Below are 21,565 nucleotides of genomic sequence, written 5' to 3'. Positions count from 1 at the left end.
CGTTGTCGAACACGACAACGACAACGACGAGGGTCAAGCCCGCGTTGGGGCGAACGCTAGGCGGCAGGTTGGCCACATGCGAGGCATTGCAGCCCGCGTAGGTTGGGGTGAACGAGAGTGAACCCCAACATCCACGTCTCGTCAGGCACGGACGCCGAACCGCATGACCCTCAACGCCCCTGTCGATCCAACCGGGGGCGTTTTTCATTGCCGGCACGGTGGCAAGTTGGGGTTCGTCCCTCACCCCAACCTACAACACGATCCCCGTTGTCGTGTTCGACAACGACAACGATGGTCATCCACGCATCGGCAGGCACGGACACCGCCCTGCCTGACCACCAACCCCCCTGGCAATTCAACCGGAGCGTTTTCATTCCCGGCACGGTGGCAGGTTGGGGTTCGTCCCTCACCCCAACCTACAACAAATTGTGGCTCATCCGCTGGTTGAGGACTATGGTATCCGCCGTGATAATTTATCTGGAATCCGGCCATGCGTTATCGCCGTGCCTACCACGCTGGGGCGACCTATTTCTTCACGGTCAATCTGGCCGATCGCTCGCTCCGCCTGCTGGTCGACCACATCGACGCTCTGCGCGATGCGGTCCGGCATGTGCGCCGTGACCATCCGTTTAACATCATCGCCTGGGTGGTGTTACCGGATCATCTGCACGCCATCTGGCAGTTGCCCGATGGCGACGCCGACTTTTCGACCCGCTGGGCGCTGATCAAGGCGAACTTCTCTCGCCGCGTTCCGACGGGCGAACGGATCCGCGACAGCCGTCGCCAGAAAGGCGAACGAGGCATCTGGCAACGACGCTTCTGGGAGCACCTGATTCGCGATGATCGGGATTTACAAATCCATGTCGACTACATCCATTTCAATCCGGTGAAACATGGTCATGCGCGCCGTGTGATCGATTGGGAATATTCAACCTTTCACCATTATGTCCGTCTGGGCTGGGTGACGGCGGATTGGGGATGCGATGATGGGTTCGACGGCGATTTCGGCGAACGCTAGGCGGCAGGTTGGCCACATGCGAGGCATTGCAGGCCGCGGGGGTATCGGCGAAGCGCCGCGCGTCAAATCGACTCGGGTTGCCGCAACTGAACCCTGAGGCGGATAATGCCCCTCGCGATATCCTGCAAGCGAGAGTAATCCACGACGATGACTGGCGAACGGCAATTACTGAGTGGCGACGAAGCGGTCGCGCTGGCGGCGCTGCACGCGGGGGTACGATTGGGCACGGGCTATCCCGGCACCCCGTCCACCGAGATCCTCGAAACCTTCGACCAGCTCGGCGGCCACGCGCAGTGGTCGCCGAACGAGAAGGTCGCCCTGGAGGTCGGGCTGGGGGCCGCTTTCGGCGGGGCGCGGACCCTCGTCACCATGAAGCATGTCGGACTGAACGTGGCCGCCGATCCGCTCTTCACCGCCGCCTACACGGACATCGAGGGCGGTCTGATCGTGGTCTCCGCCGACGATCCGGGTCTGGCCTCCAGTCAGAACGAGCAGGATAACCGCCATTACGCGCGCGCCGCCGCATTGCCCATGCTCGAACCCGTCGATTCGCAGCAAGCCTACGACTTCACCTGGCTTGGCTTCGAGATCTCGGAACGCTGGAAGATCCCGGTGATCCTGCGCCTGACCACGCGCGTCTGTCATGCCAAGACGGTGGTGCATCCGCGCGCGGCGGCGTCGAACATCCCGGAACCGAGCTTTCAGCGCAACATCCAGGCGCGGGTGATGATTCCGGCCTATGCCAAGCCCGCGCACCAGCGGTTGCGGCAGAAATTGGTCGAGATCGCCGCCTGGAACGACGCCGAGGGGCCGATCCGGCTCGACACGGGGCGTGCCAACCTGGGCATCGTCGCCACCGGCATCGCGGCGGTGCATGCGCGCGAGGCCGCGCCCAAGGCGAGTCAACTGACCATTGGATTGACCTACCCGCTCCCGCTCGGACGTATCCGCACCTTCGCCACGGGCGTCGATCGTCTGGTGGCGATCGAGGAAGGCGACCCGATCCTGGCCGACGCGCTGCGCGCGGCCGGGATTCCGGTCGAGTGCAAACCGGAGATGTACCGCTTCGGCGAACTCAATGTGGCGCGGGTGCGCCGCATCCTGGCCGGCGACATCAGCCCCGAGCCGGTCCCGCCAAAGGGCAAGCCGCCGGAACTCTGCCAAGGCTGCTCGCACCGGGGCGTGTTCGAGGTTTTACGAGACCTTGGCTGCATCGTGGCGGGCGACATTGGCTGCTACACGCTCGGCGTGCTGCCGCCCTTCTCGGCCATGGATACCTGCGTCTGCATGGGCGCGAGCATCGGGGTCGGACTCGGGTTGCGGCAGGTGCTGCCGGAAGCTCAGGCGCGGCGCGTGGTGAGCGTGATCGGGGATTCGACCTTCGTCCATTCCGGGATCACCGGCCTCGCCGAGATGGTCTATAACCCGCCCGCCACCGGCCATGTGGTGCTGATTCTGGACAACGGGACCACCGCCATGACCGGCCAGCAGGAACATCCGGGCACCGGGCGTTCGCTCGATCATTCGCCGACCGGCAAGATCAGCTTCGAGGCGTTAGGACGTGCGATGGGGGTCCAGAATGTCCATGTAGTGAACGCCCAGGACAAGGAGCCGTCGTTCCAGGATCTCATCGTCAGTCTGCTGGCCAAGTCCGAGACCTCGCTGGTCATCGCCCGTCAGCCCTGCGTGCTGGCGGCGCCCAAGATCCGCGTCTACGAGAAGGCCGCGGCCGAGCGGATCTCTCCCGCAAACTGCGCGGCGGATGGGGTGGAGCCATGAAGGTCAAGAATATCGTCATCGCCGGACTCGGCGGTCAGGGTGTGCTCAAGGCATCCGACATCCTCGCCGACGCGGCCTTTCGCGCCGGGTTCGATGTCAAAAAAAGCGAGCTGCACGGCATGAGCCAGCGCGGCGGATCGGTCAGCAGCGATGTGCGCTATGGCGATCAAGTCCTGAGTCCGATGGTGCCGCCGGGCGAGGCCGATGTGCTGGTGGTGCTGGAGGAGACTCAGGTCGAGATCAACCGCCCGACATTGCGCGCAGGCGGCGTCCTGATCGGGCCGGACCTGCTCGATCCCGCCGCGCTCAAAAACCGGAAAAGTCTCAATGTCGCGCTGCTCGGCGCGGCCTCGACAGTGCTGGAGATTCCGCACGAGCACTGGCTGGCCGCCCTGCACGCCAATCTGGCCGAAAAACTCCACACGCTCAACGAACAGTCGTTCGCGCACGGACGCGCGGCGGCGCTGGCGCGGTCATCGGCAGAGTGATTTGATCGCATGAGCCACGACATGAGCCACGATCAGAACTTCAAGAATCTGATCCTCGACTATCCGCGCGAGGCGATCGCCTTCTTTGCCGCCAGCGAAGCGGTCGGGCTGGATCCGTCCGTCCGCATCCTGCCCGTCCGCCAGGAACAGTTGAAGGAACGTCTCGGCGAGCGGTTTCGCGAACTCGACGTGCCTCTGTTGGCGGAATGGCCGGACGGGCGGCGCGCGGCGCTCTTGTTCGTCCTGGAAGAAGAGACCGAGCCGCGCCGTTTCTCCATCCACCGGCTGGCGCATTATTGTCTGGATCTGGCCGAACTCTTGAGTACCGACCGCATCGTTCCGGTCGTCATTTTCCTGCATCCGGGCTCCTTTGCGACCCGCTTACGGCTCGGCGGCGACCTTCAAACCTATCTCGACTTCCAGTATCTGGCCTATCCACTGTTCCAGACTCCCGCGTCCGAGTATTACGACAGCCCCAATCTGGTCGCGCGGCTGAACCTGCCGAACATGGCCTATGCGCCCGCCGACCGGGTCGAGGTCTACGCCCATGCCGTGCGCGGTCTGCTGACGCTTGAACCTGACCCGGAGCGTCAGATCAAATATCTCGATTTCATCGACATCTACGCGCACCTCGATGAAAATGAACAGGTGATTTATCGACAACGCTACGCACGGGAGGCCGACACCATGAGCGGATTCGCGGAGAGATTCATCCAGCAGGGCGTTCAGCAAGGCGTTCAGCAAGGCGTTCAGCAGGGCGTTCAGCAAGGCGAGGCTCGTCTGCTGCGGCGGTTATTAGCCAGCCGCTTTGGCGAACTCCCGGAAGAGACCCTCCGGGCGATTGAGGGCGCCGACCCCGACACGCTCCTACAATGGTCGGATCGGGTCTTGACCGCACGCACCCTGGAAGATGTCGTGCATTGAGCGGACCAGTACATCATTTTGCCCCAAGCGTTTTGCCCATCGACGACCTGACCACTGACGACTCGATCACGATCACGATCATGAGAACAGTATGCTGACAGAGCTTTGGAACGACGCCGAAGGCGGTTTCCACCCCGCCAGCGCCCCGGATTTCCTGCCCGCGACGGCGCTTAAACAGGTCCAACTTCGCCGGCTGCGCGCGGTGGTGGCCCGGGCCTACAAGAATGTCGCGCTGTTTCGCTCGCGCATGGAGGAACGCGGCCTGACACCGGACGCGATCCACAGCCTCGCGGATATCCAGCGCCTGCCCTTCACGGTCAAGACCGATCTGCGCGACACCTACCCCTTCGGGTTGTTCGCCAGCCCCATGAGCGACGTGGTCCGCCTGCATGCCTCCTCCGGCACCACCGGCAAACCGATCGTGGTTGCCTATACGCGCGAGGATATCGAGGTCTGGGCCGAAGTCATGGCACGCACCTTCGCCGCCTGCGGGCTGCATCGTGGGGACATCCTGCAGAACGCCTTCGGCTACGGGCTCTTCACCGGCGGGCTTGGCGCGCACTATGGCGGCGAGGCGCTGGGCGCGACCGTGATCCCCATTTCGGGCGGTAACACCGACCGTCAGATTATGCTGATCCGCGATTTTGGCGTCTCGGCGCTCTGCTGCACCCCAAGCTATTTCACCCACATGATCGAACGCGCCCGCGAACTCGGCGTGGATCTGCATGACCTGCCGCTGCGGGTCGGTATCTTCGGCGCCGAACCCTGGACCGACGGCATGCGCCGGCATATCGAGACCGAGGCCGGGATCAAGGCGTATGACATCTATGGTCTCTCCGAGATCATCGGCCCCGGCGTGGCCAGCGAATGCTCGGCGCAGGATGGGCTGCATCTTTTCGAGGATCATTTCTATCCCGAGATCATCGATCCCGAAACCGGCGAGGCGCTGCCCGACGGCCAGGAGGGCGAGCTGGTGCTCACCACTTTGAGCAAGAAGGCGATGCCGATGATCCGCTATCGCACCCGCGACATCACCTCGTTGATCACTGAGCCTTGTACTTGCGGACGCACGCTGCGGCGCATGCGTCGCATCGGTCGGCGCTCGGACGATATGTTCATCATCCGCGGGGTCAACGTCTTTCCGTCGCAGGTGGAAGCGGCGCTGCTCGCGGTCGAGGGGACGCTGCCGCACTATCAGATCATCCTCACCCGCGATCAGGGTCTGGACCGCATGGCCGTGGAGGTCGAGGTCACGCCCGAAGTCTTCAGCGACCGGATCGGCGCGCTGGAGAACGTCCGCACCCGTCTGGCCCTAGCCATCGAGCATATCCTTGGCATCCGCGTCGAATTGCGATTGGTGGAGCCGCGCAGCATCGCGCGCAGCGAAGGCAAGGCGAAGCGGGTGATTGATCGGCGGAACGATACCGCCTGATCGCGGGGCGTCATGAATCCAAGCAAAGTCGAGCGAGGCCATCTTGTTGCCTTCACCGAATCGGCGATCAAAGTGCTTTAACGGGAACTCAAGACCATGAAACTCCAGCAACTCTCGCTTTTCCTCGAAAATCGTCCCGGACGGCTCGATGCGCCGTTGGAGACCATCGCCGCCGAGGGGATCAACATCCTGACGCTCTCGCTGGCCGATACCGCGCAGTTCGGTATCCTGCGTCTGATCGTGCGCGAATGGGATAAGGCCAAGCGCGTGCTGGAACAGGCGGGCTGGGTGGTGAATCTGACCGAGGTGGTGGCGGTTGATGTTTTGGACCGGCCCGGCGGACTGGCGGCGGTGCTCAAGATCCTCGATGGGGCAGGACTCAATATCGAGTATATGTACGCCTACTCGCTGCGACGTGGCGACAAGGCCATCCTCATCTTCCGTTTCGAGGATCCGGATCGGGCAATTCAGATTCTGCTCGACCAAGGTCTGCATGTCGTCGATGGCGATGAGCTGATGAGTTTCGCCGCCGCCTAAACCTCACACCGAATGAAGCGCGTCGTTGCAAACGACCGACGGGCGGCAAGCGTCTGCCGCCGTCGGTGCGGACGCGGTTTCCATGACACACGAATCACGACCCTGGATCATGCCCGTACCCAACCCTAGCCCCGACTGGTCAAGCGAACACCCTATCTGGAATCCGATAGCCGAGACCCTGCCACGCGCCGAACGCGAGGCGCTGCAACTCGAACGCCTGCGCGAACTGGTGGGCCGGGTCGCCCGCGTGCCCTTCTATCGCGATCTGTTCGCCCATCGCGAGATCGGACCGCACAGCATCCGCTCGCTGGCCGACCTCCGGCGGCTACCCTTCACGACCAAAGACGACCTGCGCCGTCAGCATCCGCTCGGCTTTCTCGCCGTGCCGCGCCGGGATCTGGCCCGCATCCACGGCTCGTCCGGCACCACCGGCAAGCCGACCTTCGTCGCCTACACCGCCGGGGATCTGCGGATCTGGTCCGAGTTGTGCGCGCGGTTTCTGGTCGCCGGCGGACTGCGGCCCGAACACACGGCTCAGGTCGCCTTCGGCTACGGGCTCTTCACCGGTGGCTTCGGCTTGCACTATGGGATCGAACGGGTCGGCGCGACCGTGATCCCGGCGGCGGCCGGCAACACCCGGCGTCAGATCGAGATCATGCGCGACCTGGACCCAGAGGCGCTGATCTGCACCCCGAGTTATGCCCTGACTATCGCCGATGCGGCACGCGAACTCGGCATGGATCCGCGCGCGCTGCCAATCCGCTTCGGGCACTTCGGCGGCGAGCCCTGGACCGAGGACATGCGACGCGAGATCGAGGATCAGCTCGACATCGCCGCCTTCAACAATTACGGGCTGTCGGAGGTCATCGGGCCTGGGGTGAGCGGCGAATGCACGGCGCGCACCGGGATGCATCTTCAGGAAGACCATTTCCTCGTCGAATGCCTGGATCCGGAGACCCTGGAACCAGTCCCCGAGGGCGAACCCGGCGAGCTGGTGATCACCACCCTGACCCGCGAGGCGATGCCGATGATCCGCTACCGCACGCGCGACATCGCCCGTCTCGACCGCGGCCCCTGCGCCTGCGGACGCACCACCACCCGCATGAGCCGGGTCGCCGGGCGCACCGACGACATGCTGATCATCCGCGGCGTCAATGTCTTCCCGTCGCAGATCGAGGAGGCACTGCTGCGAGTGGAGGGAACGACCCCCCATTATTTGATCGAGGTCAGCCGTCCGGGTACGCTGGACGAGGTGCGCGTCAAGGTCGAAATCCATCCGGAAATCTTCTCCGACCGCATGGATCGCATGCAGGCGGTCCGCGACCGGATCAGCCGCGAGATCCAGACCGTCGCCGGCATCCGCGCCCATGTCGATCTGGTCGAACCGCGTAGCATCGAGCGTTTCGTCGGCAAGGCCCGGCGGGTTCTCGATACGCGCGGCCTGAACGAGCGGGAATCCTGAATCGTCACTCTTCACCACACTCACGAGGAATCACCATGAACACCCGCTTTTCTGGCGCGCCGAACGCGCATTCGCGCATTTGCGGCATGCGACTGACCCTAGCGGTCCTGCTCGCGTCACTCCTGAACCTGTCCGCCGTCCTGGCCAGCGACGAGGGCGTCTATCTTGAGACAATCAATCGCAGCACCGGACTGATGGGCGAGGCACCCCAGGAGGAATTGAGTAAGACCTACCTGGCCCACGACAAGATGAAAGTGGCCAGTGCGGAGCCCGAAGGGACCGATATGATTCTGGATCCGGCGACCGGTACCATGACCTTCATCAATCATGCCGCCAAGCAGTATTACAAAATCAATATCGCCAGCGTGAAGGAAGGCATGTCGCAGCCCGGCATGGAGCAAATGCGCGCCATGGTCGCGGAAACCAAAATCACGGTTCAGGACACCGAAGAAAGCAAGAAAATTGGCGACTGGAACTGTCGGAAATATCTGGTTTCCAAGACCGGTATGATGGGCATTGAGCAAGAGGTCTGGGCGACCGAGGAGGTCGATTTCGACGTGAACCGTTTCACCGAGATGATGAGCCTGTCGGGTCCGGACGGACTGCTGGCGAACTCGCCCGAGGGTGCCGCCCAACAGGCCGAGATGGCGAAGATCAAGGGCTATCCCATCCTGACCAAGACCAAGATGCAGATGATGGGTTCGTCGATGGAATCCGAAAGCGAGGTCAAGGTCATCCGCAAGGAGGCCATGCCGACCTCCCTGTTTGACATTCCCGAAGGCTATACCGAACGGGAAATGGGCAAGGGAATGGGAGCGGCAATGCCCGGTCCAGCCGGGCATCCTTAATCCAAAATCCGGCATTTAGAACCGCAAAGGCGCAAAGAAAACGAAGAAATAGAATGGCTTGAAATCTTAATGATCAAGGCAAGACATTGAAATACTTTGCGCTCTTTGTGTTCTTTGCGGTTCAACAGCTCTTTTTAGATAAGCCGCTGGCGCGCGATGGATTCAAGTTGTAGCCGATCGTATTTGCCCGAGGGAAGCAACGGCAGCCGCGCCAACCGACGAAACTCCCGAGGGCGTTCGGGACCGGACAGCCGCTGACCGCACCAGCATTGAAGGCTGGATTCGTCGATCTCGCCGCAATAGAGCGCGACCAGCCGATGCCCCCAAATGTCGTCATCCAGACCCACGACGACGACTTCCCTGACCCCCGCCGCCTCGTGCAGCACCGCTTCGACGCGGGCCAGCGAGACATTGTTGCCGCCGATCACCCGGAGATCGTCCGCGCGGCCCAGCACCTTCAATTGACCGTCGTCGGCCAGACAGGCGAGATCGGCGGTCTCGAACCAGCCATCCTCCAGACCCTGCCCCGGATCGCGGCTCGGATTCGCATAGCCGGCCATCACCATGGCTCCGTGAATCCGCAGACGCGCGGGCTGCGACGCACAGCCAGGCGCCTCGACCTGAATCCCCGGAAGCAACCGGCCCACCAGCCCGGACTCCGGCGCCGTGCCGGTCAGACGCCCGGTCGTGGCGATCTGGGTCGCGGTCTCGGTCATGCCATAGGTGAGATGGAGCGGCCAGCCCGCGTCCAGCGCGCGCTGGACCAGAGCCCGACTGGTCGCCTGCCCTCCCACCAGGAGCACGCGCAGATGGGGCGGCGGGGTCGGATCGAGATCCAGCAGGCGCGCCAGCATCGGCGGTACCAACGAGAGATGGGTGACGGGACGCACGCGCAGATCGGTCATCACCGCTGGTGCCGCGAATCCCTCGTGCAGCAACAGGGTCGCGCCAGCCAGCACGCAGCGATAGCCGATGGAGATGCCGCCGACATGACTCAGGCGCAGACAGGTCAGCCAGAGATCGCCCGGCGCCAGACCCAGTCGCGCGTTGACCGCCAGCGCCGAGGCGAGAAGATTGTCGGCGGTCAACATCGCGACCTTGGGCAATCCGCTGCTTCCGCTGGTCTTGATCAGGAGCGCGACGGCGTCAGCCGCATCGATCGCTCTGGCCGCGCCGAACCCGGTCGGAAGCAGTCGCTCCGAGTCCGGATGCCAGCGCCACTCGGCCCCCGTCATTCCTGCGAGTGTCCGCCATTCGGTCTCGGCGGTTCCGGTCCGATAGGGAAAGAGCGCGGCCCCGATGCGGGCGAGCGCGAGTTGCATCAGGAGCAGATCCAGGCCCGGCGAGTCGGGCGCCAGCACCGCTTGATTCGCGATCAAGCCTTGAGCCCGCAGCATGTCGACGCGGCGCGCCAGACGCGTGGAGAGTTCCAGATTGTCCCAGGCGTCGGTGCCCCGGAGGAAAGCGATCCCAGGTCCGGAACGCCAAGGCACATCCGCAAAGTCGGGAGCGGCGATCATGCGAGGCGACCATCCGTACCGAGGTTCGGATCAAGATTGGCGCCATGCGACAAATCGCCGCCAACCGATCCGGGACACTACTTGGCTACCAGCGCACCTCGAAGACGCAGCGATGCGCATGATTGGCTTGGCAGGCGATTTCTGTGACAACGGATTTGCGATGGACCAAGCTGCGAAACAGCCGCTCGAAGGTTCCGGCGTAATAATCGCAGAGCGGCTCGGTGGCCGTGGCGCCTCGGCAGAGCGGGGAGTCGGTGACCAAAAGCCTGGGTGGATATTTTGGGTCGGCGTCGAAAACCCCGGTTCCGACGAAGGTCCAGGAGTTACGGCGAATCGCCTTGACCAGCGCCGGACAGGCCATGCCAGGGGGCAGAATGGCGAGCAGTCTCTGGACGGAACGAGGAATGCGATTGGCGAGCAGATAATCGCCAGTGCGCAGCCCCGCGTCGCGCGAGACGGAACGCGCCATGGGGATGCCAAACTGCGCGCGCAACGCGCTCTGTAAGGCGACCACTTCGCCTTCATCGATCATCTCGGTCGGCATTGCGTCGAGATAGTGGGCAAGCCCTGCCTCGGTGAAAAGTTCCGTCACGGCCCCCTGGCCCTGAGACTTCCGCAACGCCTCGGCGACGCGGATGACGGCATTGGGACCGATGCGCCCCTGATGCGTGTTATCGGTCATGACGGCAACCCGAAGCGCCATTGGCAGCTTCCCCATTCGAGGAAAGCGTCCTGTTCCGCGCAAAGACCACGCAGCAGGTAGCGGCCCTTGGGTGTTACCCGAATACCGTCCGATGACACCTCGACAAGACCATGTCCCGCATTATCGCAGAGACGATCATAGTCCTGTTCAAGATCCGCCGCCGAGCTGGCGGGTAGTTGCAGATTGCACATGAGATAGAGAACCGCTTCCCGACGACGTCGATCCGAGTCACTCAGCAGACGCCCCCAAGCAATGGGAAATTGATGATGATTGATTTGATTGTGCCAGATCTTGAGATCCGACACATTTTGCACCAAGGCTCCGCCAATCTCGCCAATGCCGCTTGGCCCGAAGGCCAGAACCTGTTTTGCCGGCATCGGGGTATAGCCGATCGCATTGCGGTGCAGACGCCCCTCGGTTTGGGCGTTGGCCAACTCGTCGGTCTCGCGCACGAAGACATCCAGACCGACCCAGCGATAACCCGCCTCGGTGAAGGAGTTCACCGCATCATGAAAAAGCGCCAGTTTTTCAGCGGCGCTTGGGAGGTGATCGGCGTTGATGGCATGCTGATGCGGCCGCAGCGAAGGGTCATGCGAATAGCTGAAGCAGGCGACCCGATCCGGACTCAGGTCGAGAATCTGACTCAAGGTCGACTGAAAGCCCTTCCGGGTCTGAAATGGCAAACCATAGACCAGATCAAGATTGATGCTCTGAAACCCGGTTTCGCGCGCGGTCTGGAAGACATCCCGCACCATGCTGAGCGACTGCACACGACCGATCGCACGCTGCACGTCGGCATTGAGGTCTTGCACACCAAAACTGATCCGGCGAAACCCCAGCCCGTATAACAGTTCCAATTGACCGGCGGAGGACCGCCGCGGATTGCACTCGATGGAGGTGCAGGCGTTGGGGACGATCTTGAAGTGACGTTCCACGATCTCCATCAGACGGGCCAGTTGAGGCTCGTTGAGATGATTTGGCGTGCCTCCACCCACATGCAATTGACTGATTTTTCGACCGCGACCGATGAGATCGGTCACCATGGCCATCTCGCGCTCGAGCGCGTCGAGATAGTGATCGACCTTCTCCAGGCTATGGGTGACCGTGGTATCGCAGGCGCAATAGAGACATCGCACATGACAGAAAGGAACATGCACGTAGACGGCGAGCTGTTCCTCCGGCCGTTGCCGGAGGTCGGCCAGCACTCCCCGATACTGCGCATCACTGAAGGTGTTATCTCCGACGAGATCCGCCGCCGACAATGTGCATCCGAGTGGCGTATGGCCATACCGCTCAAGAAGTTCAAGCGGAAAACTGGAAGGTAGGGGAGGTGCCATGGTCGAAACCCGCTTAGTCAGGTTGTACCGCTGTCATCTTTGGCATGGTCACGGTCCTGCAGACAGGGACCGAATCGACACCGCTCAGTTCGGACTCATCGACCCGCAGATCATCCGGCGCGCCACAGACAGCAAGCTTGACCGGAGTGCCCCTGGAGTTCATGTCCGCCGCCAGATCAGGGCGATCCCGTTTCAATTGCGCGATTTCATCCATCGTCAAGACCTTGGAGGCATCGAATCCGAGGTCAACCTCGGCTGACATCCCGTTCATCTTGAGTCGTCCAAGATCGTAGAACTTCTTGGACGCCGTCGTCTTCGCGAACGCCTTGAGACAGCCCAGCATGTAGCGTCGCTTAAACTTATCCTTGATCCAGGGATAGTCCATGAAACTCTTGAGCATGTAGAAACGAGCGTAATTTTTCAAAACACCCTTCAGCACCTGCTCGCGCGTCATGAACTCGGGCTTCATGATCGGTGTCACGAAATTATACTTCGAGAAATCGCGAACCTCTACCTTGTCGCCCAATTCCTCGAACAGTTCCGCGAAGGGCCAAGGCGTGAACATATTCCAGTTGGCCATGTCCGCTTTCCAGTCCTGCGCCAGCTTATAGGTCTCCTCGATGGTCTCCGGGGTCTCGTTTTCGAGCCCCATGATAAACTGTACCTCCGCGACGATCCCCGCGTCCTTGAGCAGTTTCACCGCGAGCTTATTCTGGGCGACCGTCGTTTGCTTGCGGAAGGTATCCAGATTCAACTGGGAGACCGCTTCGGTTCCCAGCGAGACATGCACCATGCCTGCCTTACGGTAGAGCGGCAGCAGATCGCGATCGCGCATGATGTCCGTCACGCGGGTATTGATGCCCCAATAGAGTGGCAGGTCGCGTTTGATCAGTTCCTCGCACAGCGCGACGAACTTCTTCTGGAAAATAGTGGGTTCCTCGTCGGCGAGAATCATGAAGCCGACATTGTAGTCGCGCACCAGGGTTTCGACCTCGTCGACGAATTTCTTGGGATCGCGGTGACGGTATTTGCGCCAGAACTTCCACTGCGAACAGAAGCGGCAGGTAAAGGGACAGCCGCGCGCGAAGTTCGGCACGGCCACGCGGCAATTCAGCGGCGTGTAGATGTAGCGGTCCCAATTCAGCAGCGACCAGTCCGGCGTCAGGGTGTCGAGATCCTCGATCACCGGATGCGCGGGCGTGGCGACCACCTGTCCTTCGTCGTTGATGAAGGAGATCCCCCAGATCTTGTGACGCGCCTCGCGGTGCGTGCCGTCCTCGATCGCCTTCAGCAACGCGACCGCGATCTCCTCGCCCTCGCCACGGACGATATAGTCGATCCAAGGCGCCTCGCCAAGAACCTGCGTATACATGAAGGTCGCATGGATGCCGCCAAGCACGGTGATCGTGTCCGGATTCACCTCCTTGGCGAGCTGCAGCGTGGATTGAGCCTTGTAGATCTGGGGCGTGATAGCGGTCGCCAGGACGACATCGGGTTTGTTGGCGCGGATGATCTCGCGCAGTTTGTCGTCGGGGATGTCGTCGGTCATGGCATCGACGAAGCGAACATTGTCCATGCCCGCATGCTTCAATGCGCCGCCGATGTAGGCTACCCAACCAGGGGGCCAGTTTCCCGCAATCTCCGCGCCACCGCAGTGATAGTTGGGCTGGATCATCAATATACGCATGGCTATACCTCAGGAACGGGTCAAACGGGATGCGGAGTGATTCGGCATTGGCGACCATGGACGGCAGGCTGACCCAAGGACCAGGACAGACTCGCCATCTCGGATGCAGGGCCGCTGGCGCAAAGGCCAGGACGAGTCCGGCGATGATTCGAACGCGATCCTGCTCAGCGGGTCACTCATTAGAGTTGGCCGGGATACGGCTGCCACCAATTCTAGCCGAAACGGTATCCGATTCCCGAGCAAGCTTATATGATTAAGGTCAAGGTGACAGTGAACAGAGTCTATCATGACCTGGAAACTGCCATAAAGGAACGTGCAAGGTTGGGTTTTCGATCCTTCCTGTCTGGCTGAAAAACGCAGACGAATACTCCTCTCAAGCTCCAGTCGCAACCCCGATCCGACTGCGTTTGCTCCGGTGGCGCGCTTGCGGCGGCCTCATCGTTGTCACTGGCGCGAGGCAGTGCGAAAGGGTTGCGCACACCCCGCTCTCGCCAGGGTCGCGGGGCGGACTCTCCGAATCGCTCGCGTCGGGCGTCTCGCGCGGCGGCAAAGCCCAGGACCAGAGGGCTTCATCGGGTAGCGGCAACACCAAGAGCCAGTGCTCCAGAATCGCCAGCGCCAGCAGCGTCGCCACCAGGGTCAACCCGACAGCCTCGGCGCCATCCGCCTCCGGGGCGGCGGCCTTGAGCACGATCAGGACGACCAGAATCGTCGCCAACGTCACGGAGACCGGAAATAACAGGTTCATGCCCCGCTTCGCCATATAGGTCTTCAGATAGCGCAGGTGCTCGGGAAGCCAGTTTTCATTCAGATTGGGAACGCCCAGGAACAGATTCAATTTCGCGCTCCAGCGCATCAGCCAGAGCACGACAAAGGTCCAGGCGCCAAGCTGATTCGGCTCGCCCCAGGAGATCGCGATCAGCAGCAAACCGGTCGTCATGATGGCCAACTCATGATACAGACTGGTCATGATGGCCAGTCTGAAACGCCGCCATGGAGTACAGCCTTCCGGACAGGGGATCTTGCGCGGACCCGTTGCGTAGCCGGTGAAATAACTCATTTCGAGCACGCCCCAGATCACTAGGCCGCAGGTGAAGGCAAGATACTTCATGGTGATGCTCGTGGAGGTGCTACTCACGAACAGACCGAAGATCGCGACCGCCAGGACGGCCGACCCACCCAGCAGGGTCCAGCGAAAGGTCCGTCCAGGCAGATTATCGAGATACAGCACGACACCGGTGCTGAACCACCACAACCCAAGCGCATAGAGGATCGGGAAACCGAAGTCAGACATGGATTAGGCCCAATTCTGGAACTGCTTCAGACCCGAACCTACGCGAGCCGATGTGGAGTAGTGCGTGATCGTCAACCGTCAACCGCCACGGTTTCTGGTTTGCGCGGGTGAGCGAACTCTCGCCTGCATCAAGTCACGGCGCCAAGGGGGAGTCATCTGGGGGATGATGCGGGAGGTGCTTGCAGGAGTTGCCCGAATGCGGCCTCATTGGTGGCACCATAGGCCCTCAATTCGAGCTGGATGCCGGTAATCGGATCTTTCAGGGTCAGGCCGCCGCTTTCTCGACGAGCCAGATGAAATGGCTCCGAGAGATCAGCCTGAAAACCCTTGCGTTGACGCTCCATGCTTCTCAAGACGCCACGAATGAAACCACCCTCCCCTGGCGGCAGGGTTTGGACCAGAACGCCGGTATCGACATCGTAGACCGCGAGCGCTCCGTCGGCGAGATCCAGAAATTTGATCTCGCGCGCCTGCGCCTCGGGCGTGAGCGGCGCCAGTTCCATTTTCGTGCCCGTGAGGCGCGCAATACCGATCATCACGATAATGAAACCCAACATGGCCGCCATGGCGATCAGCACCCCCTTGGGGAAAGGGCGATTACTAAATGCATCACTCAATGTCAGACCTCGTCAGGATACGGCTTCGCTTTGAGATGCCATGTGGCGATCCGATGGCTCCATGGCTGCATTCTCGCTACCGGCAGGCTCAGTGCACTGTTCGGAGTAAGCCTTGAGCGCATCCGCCAGAATCACCGCGACCTTGCCCGCGTCCGGAATCGTCCGGAGCATGGGCTGAGGTGGAGAAAAATGCCAGGGGCGCACATGCGGCCAGAAAATAATGTAGGACGGATGCGCCGTTTTTGCCAGGAGCAGGGGGATATCGCCCGTGCCATCCCGATAGAGCTTCAGATCGGCCGAACGAATCTGTTTGAAGGGAAGATTCATGATCACCTGAAGCGCGACGCCGACCCGCATCACAACGCGTTGGTTCGTAATGGTATAGACGGTCGCACGACTCATCGCCCAGCCGAGAAACGCCAACGCGCCCACGGCAAGCAAGCCTAACACCAAAATCCAGAGCACGCCCATCAGGGCGCTCGCCGCGGACGAGTCCGCGGACCAGTCTTCGGCGATACGCCAGACCGCGAGCACCACGAAATAAATCGCGACGATCCGAAGATGAAAGACACTCCGCGCCAGAGCAGTCCAGCGCGGAGCGCCCTGCCAAAGCATCCTCTCGCCAGCCGGAAGATGCTCGGGCAAACCTCGAACGGGCTCGAAGTCGTGTTCCTTTACCGCTTCCTTCACAGTAAGGGCTCGATACGTTCCGGTGTTGCGTACAGCTTGCCAGCGCCGTAATAGGCACACACTTTATCTTCATCATAGAGTGTGATGTGGTCCGGATTGGACAGAGACGGGACATTGGCAAAATGGGCAGCACGAAGCGCAAGAACCTTGATTTTACGAGCTTTCTTGTCGAACTTGCAGAAGTTGATCGGCAGCAGCGCCTGTTTTCCGCCCTGCGCAACCTTCATTTCGAGATAGCGGATCTGCGGCTCGGAGCGATCGACCCAGACATCGGTCACGGTGCCGCCAACCTCGCCGTCAAGCCCGATGACCGTCATGCCGCGCGGATCCGGCTCGCCTTCCGCGATGGAGAAATCCTTCGCAACGCGCAAGGGCACAATCTTTTTCTCGCCTTCGTGGGTCAGATCCGGATGTTTTTCACGATTCGGAGAAGAGCCAGGTCCAACTTGGGCCAGCATTGGATCGCCGATGGGATCCAGCGGAGCGCCCGGAAAGGGGGCGGAGGGCTTCGCTTTGATATCGGTATGGGGCTCTGGACGGGGCGCCAGAACAGAGCCTCCGTTATGCGGAAGCACGAAGGTCTTGGGACTCGGGATGTCAGGGAAACCGACAACCTTGACCCGTCCGCCCGAACGGTCGGTCCGGCTGGACTCCAGCGGATAACCCTCGCGCTTGTCCTCGGCGTGGAGATAGTAGACAAGTGCGGCAAAGAAAAACCAGAACACCCAGATCGCGAGTTGGGCAACGTCGATATATTCAGTGATGGCAGCAGACATGATGTAAACCTCCGTAGGACGAATGACTAGCCTTGAAAACGGCTAGGCCGAAGCGCGTTGAGCGCCTTGGTCCTGGGTTTCCAATAAACCCGTGAAAGAACCAAAAACGACCAACATGACGAAAAACAACCGTCTCATGCCTGGACCAGTTCCAATGCCTGAGACATATAAAACCCGAGCACGATACGCCGCGTGCGCTGGGGCTTCCAACCACGTAGCAGCGGCTCCGCGGCCAGGAGTTGACGCAAGCCCCCTTCACTGACCGGCTCGATCGCGGGCGAGCGGTCGGAGCGCGGAAACAGACGTCCGACCGCGAGCATGAGCGTCAGCGGCAGTGTCCTCGGGGCAAAGGTGAAGATCATCGAGCCACTGGTGCGCTCGGCAAGTCCCGCCAGAACCTTCACCGCGTCGGCGGGCCGATAATGGATCAATGAATCCATGGCGACCACATGGTCGAACCGGCCGTGCGCCGGATCGAGCATATCGCCCGCCTCGAAACGCACCGAACCCGCGCCCAGATCCCGTGGCGCGCGCTCGCGCGCGATCTCGATCAGGGTTGGCGCCACGTCGATCGCGACCACCTCCGCGCCCCGGCGCGCCGCCTCGACCGCCAGCGCCCCGGTCCCGCAACCCGCGTCAAGCAGACGTTTGCCGGTGAGATCCGCCGGCAACCAGTCGAGCAGGGTGTTGCGCATGTCGTCGCGACCGGCGCGCACCGTGGCGCGGATGCGGCTGACCTTGGCATCCGAGGTTAGTTTCGACCAGGCATCGGCGGCGGTGCGATCAAAATAGGTTTTGATCTTGGCCTGCCGTTCTTGATAGGAAGCCTTGGCCATCAATCGAACCCCAGAAAATCGAAGATCTCGCGATCGCGCATCGGCTGCGCCGTCAAGGGCTCGACGCCCTCCCATAATTTTTCGGCAAGCTGGAGATATTGCTGTTTGGCCTCTTCCAGCCCCGGTCCCGGCTCCATCTCGAACAGGGTGGACTTCTTCAGACGCGAGCGCCGAATGATGTCGAGATCCGGCAGATGCGCCAGCCGCTTGAGACCCACCGCCGCGTTGAAGCGATCGATCTCGTCGGTATTGACGCTGCGATTGGCGATGACGCCGCCGATGCGGACGCCATAATGTTTCGACTTGGCCACGATGGCCGCCGCGATGCGGTTCATGGCGAAGATCGAGTCGAAGTCATTGGCGGTGACGATCAACGCGCGCTCGGCATGTTGCAGCGGGGCCGCGAAACCGCCGCACACCACATCTCCCAGCACGTCGAAGATCACGACATCGGTGTCTTCCAATAAATGATGCTGCTTTAGGAGCTTGACGGTCTGACCCACGACATAACCGCCGCAGCCGGTGCCCGCGGGCGGGCCGCCGGCCTCGACGCACATAACACCGTTGTAGCCTTCGTAAACATAATCGCTGGGCCGCAACTCCTCGGCGTGAAAGTCCACCGACTCCAGGATGTCGATGACGGTCGGCACCAGACACTTGGTTAGGGTAAAGGTCGAGTCATGCTTGGGATCGCAGCCGATCTGGAGCACGCGCTTGCCGAGCTTCGAGAAGGCCACGGACAGATTCGACGAGGTCGTGCTCTTGCCGATGCCACCCTTGCCATAGACGGCGAAGACCTTGGCGGTATCGATCCGCAGATCGGGGTCGAGCTGCACCTGCACGCTGCCCTCGCCATCGAGGTGACCGTTCGGATGCAGCGGCGAATCGAACATGCCGGCGGGAAATTCCTGCTTCGTCACGCGGCCGCCTCCTCGATCACACCTTCAAGCCGATCTTCCAATTCTTCTCCCGCGCGACGCAGCGCCTCAAGGGTCGCCGCGTCGGGCGACCAGTAGTTCCGTTCATGGGCCTCGATCAGCCGGTTGGCGACCTTCGCCGAGGCGGTCGGATTGAGCTGGGCCAGACGGTTGCGCATCTCCTCGTCGAGCACGAAGGTCTCGGTGAGCTGCTGGTAGACCCAGGGCGCCACCTGTCCAGTCGTCGCCGACCAGCCCATGGTATTGGTGACATGAACCTCGATCTGGCGCACGCCCTCATAGCCGTGCTTGAGCATGCCCTCGTACCACTTTGGATTGAGCATGCGGGTGCGGGTTTCGAGCGCGACCTGTTCGGCCAGGGTGCGCACCACGCCGTCGCCGCGCGTCTGATCGCCGATATAGACCGGCACCTCGTCGCCCTTGTACTGACCGACCGCGCGGGTGATGCCGCCGAGCGTATCGAAATAATGGTCGACCGTGGTGACGCCCAACTCGACCGAATCCAGATTCTGATAGGCCAACTGGACCGTACTCAGGACGCTCTTCAGCAGCGCCGCCTGCTGCACCGGCTGCCCCGAACGGCCATAGGCAAAACTCTTGCGGCGGGTGTAGGTCTCGGCCAGTTCGTCGCCTTCATCCCAACTGCTGCTATCGACCAGATAATTGACGTTCGCGCCATAGGCACCGTCGGCGTTACTGAAGACACGCAGCGAAGCCGTTTCCAGATCGCAGCCCTGCGCCTCCTGATAGGCGAGCGCATGCTTACGGATGAAGTTTTGCTCCAGCGGTTCCTCCGCCGACGCCGCCTGGAAAGATGCCTCGGCCAGCAGCTTGGTCTGTAACGGCAGCAGGTCGCGGAAGATGCCCGACAGCGTCATCACGACGTCGACGCGCGGACGGCCCAGTTCTTCGAGCGGGATCAGGGTGGCGCCGGCCAGGCGGCCATAGTTATCGAAGCGGGGAAGCGCTCCGATCAGCGCCAGCGCCTGCCCGATCGGACCGCCCTCGGTCTTGAGGTTGTCGGTGCCCCAGAGCACGATGGCGATGGTCTCGGGGAAGGGGTTGCCTTCCGCCATGTGACGCTCGATCACGCGGGTCGCCTGGAGCGCGCCATCCTTGACTGCATAGGTACTGGGCAGACGGAAGGGATCGAAGCCGTGCAGATTGCGCCCCGTCGGCAGAATGGCAGGTGTGCGCAGCAGATCGCCGCCGGGGGCCGGGCGGATGAAACGCCCATCGAGCGCCCGCAGCATCGCCGGGATCTCGCTGTCCTGGATCAGCAGACGGTCGATCTCGGCGAGTTCGCGGAACAGGGCCACGTTCTCCTCGCTGGTCGCCATCCCGCCCGCCTTCAACGCCTTCTCGGGCGACTTGCCGGCGAGCAACGCCTCGAGCGCCTTGCGGCCGGGACGGATGTTTTTCAGCGACTCGGCGACCGCCTCCAGCATATCCAGCCGTTCCTCCTCGGTCGGCGCCTCGCCGACGACATGGAGTCCATACGGGATCAGGGTGTATTCGAGTTCCAGCACCTTTTCGTTGAGCGTGACGACCTCGGACACGGCGGACTCGCCCCAGGCGGGCTCCAGTGCGGCCAGTTCCAGTTCGGCGGCCTGAGCCTGAATCAACTCGGCGAGTTGAGTGCGCTCTTCAACGTCCTCGGGCGGCAAACCGCGCCAGCGTTCCATGGACCCTTTCAGATCGATCAAGCCTTTATAAAGACCGGCATGGGCGATCGGCGGTGTCATATAACTGATGAGGGTCGCCGCGGCGCGCCGCTTGGCGATGGTGCCCTCGGAGGGGTTGTTCGAAGCGTAGAGATAAATATTCGGCAGATCGCCGATCAGACGGTCCGGCCAGCAGGCGCCGGACAGACCGGCCTGTTTGCCGGGCATGAACTCCAGCGCGCCATGGGTGCCGAAGTGCAGCACGGCGTGGGCGCCGAAATCCTCGCGGATATAGCGATAGAAGGCGGTGAAGGCGTGGGTCGGGGTAAAACCCTTCTCGAACAGCAACCGCATGGGATCGCCTTCGTACCCGAAAGCTGGCTGAATACCGACGAAGACATTGCCGAACTGAGCACCAAGTACGAACAGCGAGCCGCCGTCGGTCTGCTGCTTGCCGGGTGCCGGCCCCCACTGCTTCTCGATCTCGTCGAGCCAGGGCTCGCGACGCACATGATCGTCGGCTGGGACGCGCACATGGACATTGGCATGGGCGCCAAAACGGGCCGCGTTGCCGTTGACGATGCGCTCGCGCAGGTCGTCCAGATCCTCGGGCAGGTCGACGCGATAACCCGCCGCGTCCATGGCGAGCAGGGTGCGATGGAGCGAGGCGAAGACCGACAGATAGGCGGCCGTCCCGGTATTGCCGGCATTAGGCGGAAAATTGAAGAGCACGATCGCGACCTTGCGCTCGGCGCGCTGACTGCGGCGCAGCCGCACCAGATGCTCCACGCGCGAGGCCAGCGCCTCGGCGCGCTCGCGATGCGACTGCATGTCGCGGGCATCGTTCGAGCCGCCACCATTGCGACCGCCGTAGACCATGGAGCCGGTCGCGCCGTCGAGTTCCGGGATCGCGACCATCATGGTCGCCTCGACCGGGAGCAGGCCCTGATTGGAGCCTTCCCACTGGTCGAGGGTCTGAAACTCCACCGCCAGGGTCGAGAGATAAGGCACGTCG

Annotated in this window: 19 protein-coding genes; 8 read left to right on the top strand and 11 right to left on the bottom strand. The window is 62.0% G+C overall.

The annotated features are described in order from the left end of the window. The first annotated feature begins 490 nt into the window (after nt 1–490). From QZY07_RS09910 to QZY07_RS09875, 8 genes are all read left to right on the top strand, one after another. Nucleotides 491–1,018 (top strand): transposase, encoded by a 528-nt coding sequence (locus QZY07_RS09910; protein ID WP_295402035.1) that lies wholly within the window; start codon nt 491–493, stop codon nt 1,016–1,018. A gap of 147 nt (nt 1,019–1,165) precedes the next feature. Then, nucleotides 1,166–2,797 (top strand): thiamine pyrophosphate-dependent enzyme, encoded by a 1,632-nt coding sequence (locus QZY07_RS09905; protein WP_295402033.1) that lies wholly within the window; start codon nt 1,166–1,168, stop codon nt 2,795–2,797. After that, nucleotides 2,794–3,285 (top strand): 2-oxoacid:acceptor oxidoreductase family protein, encoded by a 492-nt coding sequence (locus QZY07_RS09900; RefSeq protein WP_295402032.1) that lies wholly within the window; start codon nt 2,794–2,796, stop codon nt 3,283–3,285. The genes QZY07_RS09905 and QZY07_RS09900 overlap by 4 nt, the downstream gene beginning before the upstream one ends. 21 nt (nt 3,286–3,306) lie before the next feature. Further along, nucleotides 3,307–4,209: a DUF4351 domain-containing protein gene (locus QZY07_RS09895; RefSeq protein ID WP_295402030.1), complete on the top strand. Its 903-nt coding sequence runs from the start codon at nt 3,307–3,309 to the stop codon at nt 4,207–4,209. Between the two features lie 91 nt (nt 4,210–4,300). Continuing rightward, nucleotides 4,301–5,641, top strand: coding sequence for a phenylacetate--CoA ligase (locus QZY07_RS09890; protein ID WP_295402028.1), 1,341 nt, complete (start codon nt 4,301–4,303; stop codon nt 5,639–5,641). Between the two features lie 96 nt (nt 5,642–5,737). Beyond that, nucleotides 5,738–6,178 carry an ACT domain-containing protein gene (locus tag QZY07_RS09885; RefSeq protein WP_295402026.1) on the top strand — a complete coding sequence of 147 codons (441 nt, stop codon included), beginning with the start codon at nt 5,738–5,740 and terminating at the stop codon, nt 6,176–6,178. A 109-nt stretch (nt 6,179–6,287) separates the two neighbouring features. Continuing rightward, complete coding sequence (locus tag QZY07_RS09880; protein WP_295402024.1) at nt 6,288–7,640, top strand: phenylacetate--CoA ligase; 1,353 nt, start codon at nt 6,288–6,290, stop codon at nt 7,638–7,640. A 35-nt stretch (nt 7,641–7,675) separates the two neighbouring features. Then, nucleotides 7,676–8,488 carry a DUF4412 domain-containing protein gene (locus tag QZY07_RS09875; protein WP_295402022.1) on the top strand — a complete coding sequence of 271 codons (813 nt, stop codon included), beginning with the start codon at nt 7,676–7,678 and terminating at the stop codon, nt 8,486–8,488. Nucleotides 8,489–8,622: 134 nt separating this feature from the next. Here the strand turns inward: QZY07_RS09875 and QZY07_RS09870 are convergent, their stop codons facing one another. The 11 genes from QZY07_RS09870 to QZY07_RS09820 all read right to left on the bottom strand — a co-directional run. Further along, nucleotides 8,623–10,008, bottom strand: coding sequence for an AMP-binding protein (locus QZY07_RS09870; protein WP_295402020.1), 1,386 nt, complete (start codon nt 10,006–10,008; stop codon nt 8,623–8,625). 85 nt (nt 10,009–10,093) lie between these two features. Further along, nucleotides 10,094–10,690: a bacteriochlorophyll 4-vinyl reductase gene (gene bchJ / locus QZY07_RS09865; RefSeq protein ID WP_295402018.1), complete on the bottom strand. Its 597-nt coding sequence runs from the start codon at nt 10,688–10,690 to the stop codon at nt 10,094–10,096. Then, nucleotides 10,687–12,048 (bottom strand): oxygen-independent coproporphyrinogen III oxidase, encoded by a 1,362-nt coding sequence (gene hemN / locus QZY07_RS09860; protein ID WP_295402016.1) that lies wholly within the window; start codon nt 12,046–12,048, stop codon nt 10,687–10,689. The genes bchJ and hemN overlap by 4 nt, the downstream gene beginning before the upstream one ends. Nucleotides 12,049–12,061: 13 nt before the next feature. Then, nucleotides 12,062–13,735, bottom strand: coding sequence for a magnesium-protoporphyrin IX monomethyl ester anaerobic oxidative cyclase (bchE, locus tag QZY07_RS09855; RefSeq protein WP_295402014.1), 1,674 nt, complete (start codon nt 13,733–13,735; stop codon nt 12,062–12,064). Nucleotides 13,736–14,108: 373 nt separating this feature from the next. Continuing rightward, entirely contained in the window at nt 14,109–15,029 is a 921-nt protein-coding gene (puhE, locus tag QZY07_RS09850) for a putative photosynthetic complex assembly protein PuhE (protein ID WP_295402012.1), read from the bottom strand. A gap of 152 nt (nt 15,030–15,181) precedes the next feature. Then, nucleotides 15,182–15,646 carry a photosynthetic complex assembly protein PuhC gene (gene puhC / locus QZY07_RS09845; protein ID WP_295402010.1) on the bottom strand — a complete coding sequence of 155 codons (465 nt, stop codon included), beginning with the start codon at nt 15,644–15,646 and terminating at the stop codon, nt 15,182–15,184. Between the two features lie 12 nt (nt 15,647–15,658). After that, a complete protein-coding gene (puhB, locus tag QZY07_RS09840; protein ID WP_295402039.1) occupies nt 15,659–16,336 on the bottom strand; it encodes a photosynthetic complex putative assembly protein PuhB in 678 nt (225 codons plus the stop codon). Beyond that, nucleotides 16,333–17,112, bottom strand: coding sequence for a photosynthetic reaction center subunit H (gene puhA, locus QZY07_RS09835; RefSeq protein ID WP_295402008.1), 780 nt, complete (start codon nt 17,110–17,112; stop codon nt 16,333–16,335). Before puhA ends, puhB begins: the two co-directional genes overlap by 4 nt. A gap of 134 nt (nt 17,113–17,246) precedes the next feature. Further along, nucleotides 17,247–17,948 (bottom strand): magnesium protoporphyrin IX methyltransferase, encoded by a 702-nt coding sequence (gene bchM, locus QZY07_RS09830; RefSeq protein ID WP_295402006.1) that lies wholly within the window; start codon nt 17,946–17,948, stop codon nt 17,247–17,249. Beyond that, entirely contained in the window at nt 17,948–18,841 is an 894-nt protein-coding gene (gene bchL / locus QZY07_RS09825) for a ferredoxin:protochlorophyllide reductase (ATP-dependent) iron-sulfur ATP-binding protein (RefSeq protein WP_295402037.1), read from the bottom strand. The genes bchM and bchL overlap by 1 nt, the downstream gene beginning before the upstream one ends. 23 nt (nt 18,842–18,864) lie before the next feature. Next, nucleotides 18,865–21,565: magnesium chelatase subunit H (locus tag QZY07_RS09820; RefSeq protein ID WP_295402004.1), on the bottom strand; the 2,701-nt coding region annotated here is incomplete at its 5' end.

The organism is uncultured Thiocystis sp., from assembly GCF_903866365.1.
In the GTDB taxonomy this organism is placed as follows: Bacteria; Pseudomonadota; Gammaproteobacteria; order Chromatiales; family Chromatiaceae; genus Chromatium.
Note: the sequence above shows the minus strand (reverse complement) of the source record. Positions and strands in the feature narration are given on the sequence as shown.

What these genes read in the sequence shown, in the direction of transcription:
- hemN (WP_295402016.1), bottom strand. Translation starts at nt 12,048, where the DNA reads ATGGCACCTCCCCTACCTTCCAGTTTTCCGCTTGAACTTCTTGAGCGG.
- QZY07_RS09890 (WP_295402028.1), top strand. Translation starts at nt 4,301, where the DNA reads ATGCTGACAGAGCTTTGGAACGACGCCGAAGGCGGTTTCCACCCCGCC.
- QZY07_RS09875 (WP_295402022.1), top strand. Translation starts at nt 7,676, where the DNA reads ATGAACACCCGCTTTTCTGGCGCGCCGAACGCGCATTCGCGCATTTGC.
- QZY07_RS09895 (WP_295402030.1), top strand. Translation starts at nt 3,307, where the DNA reads ATGAGCCACGATCAGAACTTCAAGAATCTGATCCTCGACTATCCGCGC.
- QZY07_RS09880 (WP_295402024.1), top strand. Translation starts at nt 6,288, where the DNA reads ATGCCCGTACCCAACCCTAGCCCCGACTGGTCAAGCGAACACCCTATC.
- QZY07_RS09870 (WP_295402020.1), bottom strand. Translation starts at nt 10,008, where the DNA reads ATGATCGCCGCTCCCGACTTTGCGGATGTGCCTTGGCGTTCCGGACCT.
- QZY07_RS09905 (WP_295402033.1), top strand. Translation starts at nt 1,166, where the DNA reads ATGACTGGCGAACGGCAATTACTGAGTGGCGACGAAGCGGTCGCGCTG.
- bchL (WP_295402037.1), bottom strand. Translation starts at nt 18,841, where the DNA reads ATGTTCGATTCGCCGCTGCATCCGAACGGTCACCTCGATGGCGAGGGC.
- QZY07_RS09885 (WP_295402026.1), top strand. Translation starts at nt 5,738, where the DNA reads ATGAAACTCCAGCAACTCTCGCTTTTCCTCGAAAATCGTCCCGGACGG.
- QZY07_RS09900 (WP_295402032.1), top strand. Translation starts at nt 2,794, where the DNA reads ATGAAGGTCAAGAATATCGTCATCGCCGGACTCGGCGGTCAGGGTGTG.
- puhA (WP_295402008.1), bottom strand. Translation starts at nt 17,112, where the DNA reads ATGTCTGCTGCCATCACTGAATATATCGACGTTGCCCAACTCGCGATC.
- puhE (WP_295402012.1), bottom strand. Translation starts at nt 15,029, where the DNA reads ATGTCTGACTTCGGTTTCCCGATCCTCTATGCGCTTGGGTTGTGGTGG.
- bchM (WP_295402006.1), bottom strand. Translation starts at nt 17,948, where the DNA reads ATGGCCAAGGCTTCCTATCAAGAACGGCAGGCCAAGATCAAAACCTAT.
- bchJ (WP_295402018.1), bottom strand. Translation starts at nt 10,690, where the DNA reads ATGACCGATAACACGCATCAGGGGCGCATCGGTCCCAATGCCGTCATC.
- bchE (WP_295402014.1), bottom strand. Translation starts at nt 13,735, where the DNA reads ATGCGTATATTGATGATCCAGCCCAACTATCACTGCGGTGGCGCGGAG.
- QZY07_RS09910 (WP_295402035.1), top strand. Translation starts at nt 491, where the DNA reads ATGCGTTATCGCCGTGCCTACCACGCTGGGGCGACCTATTTCTTCACG.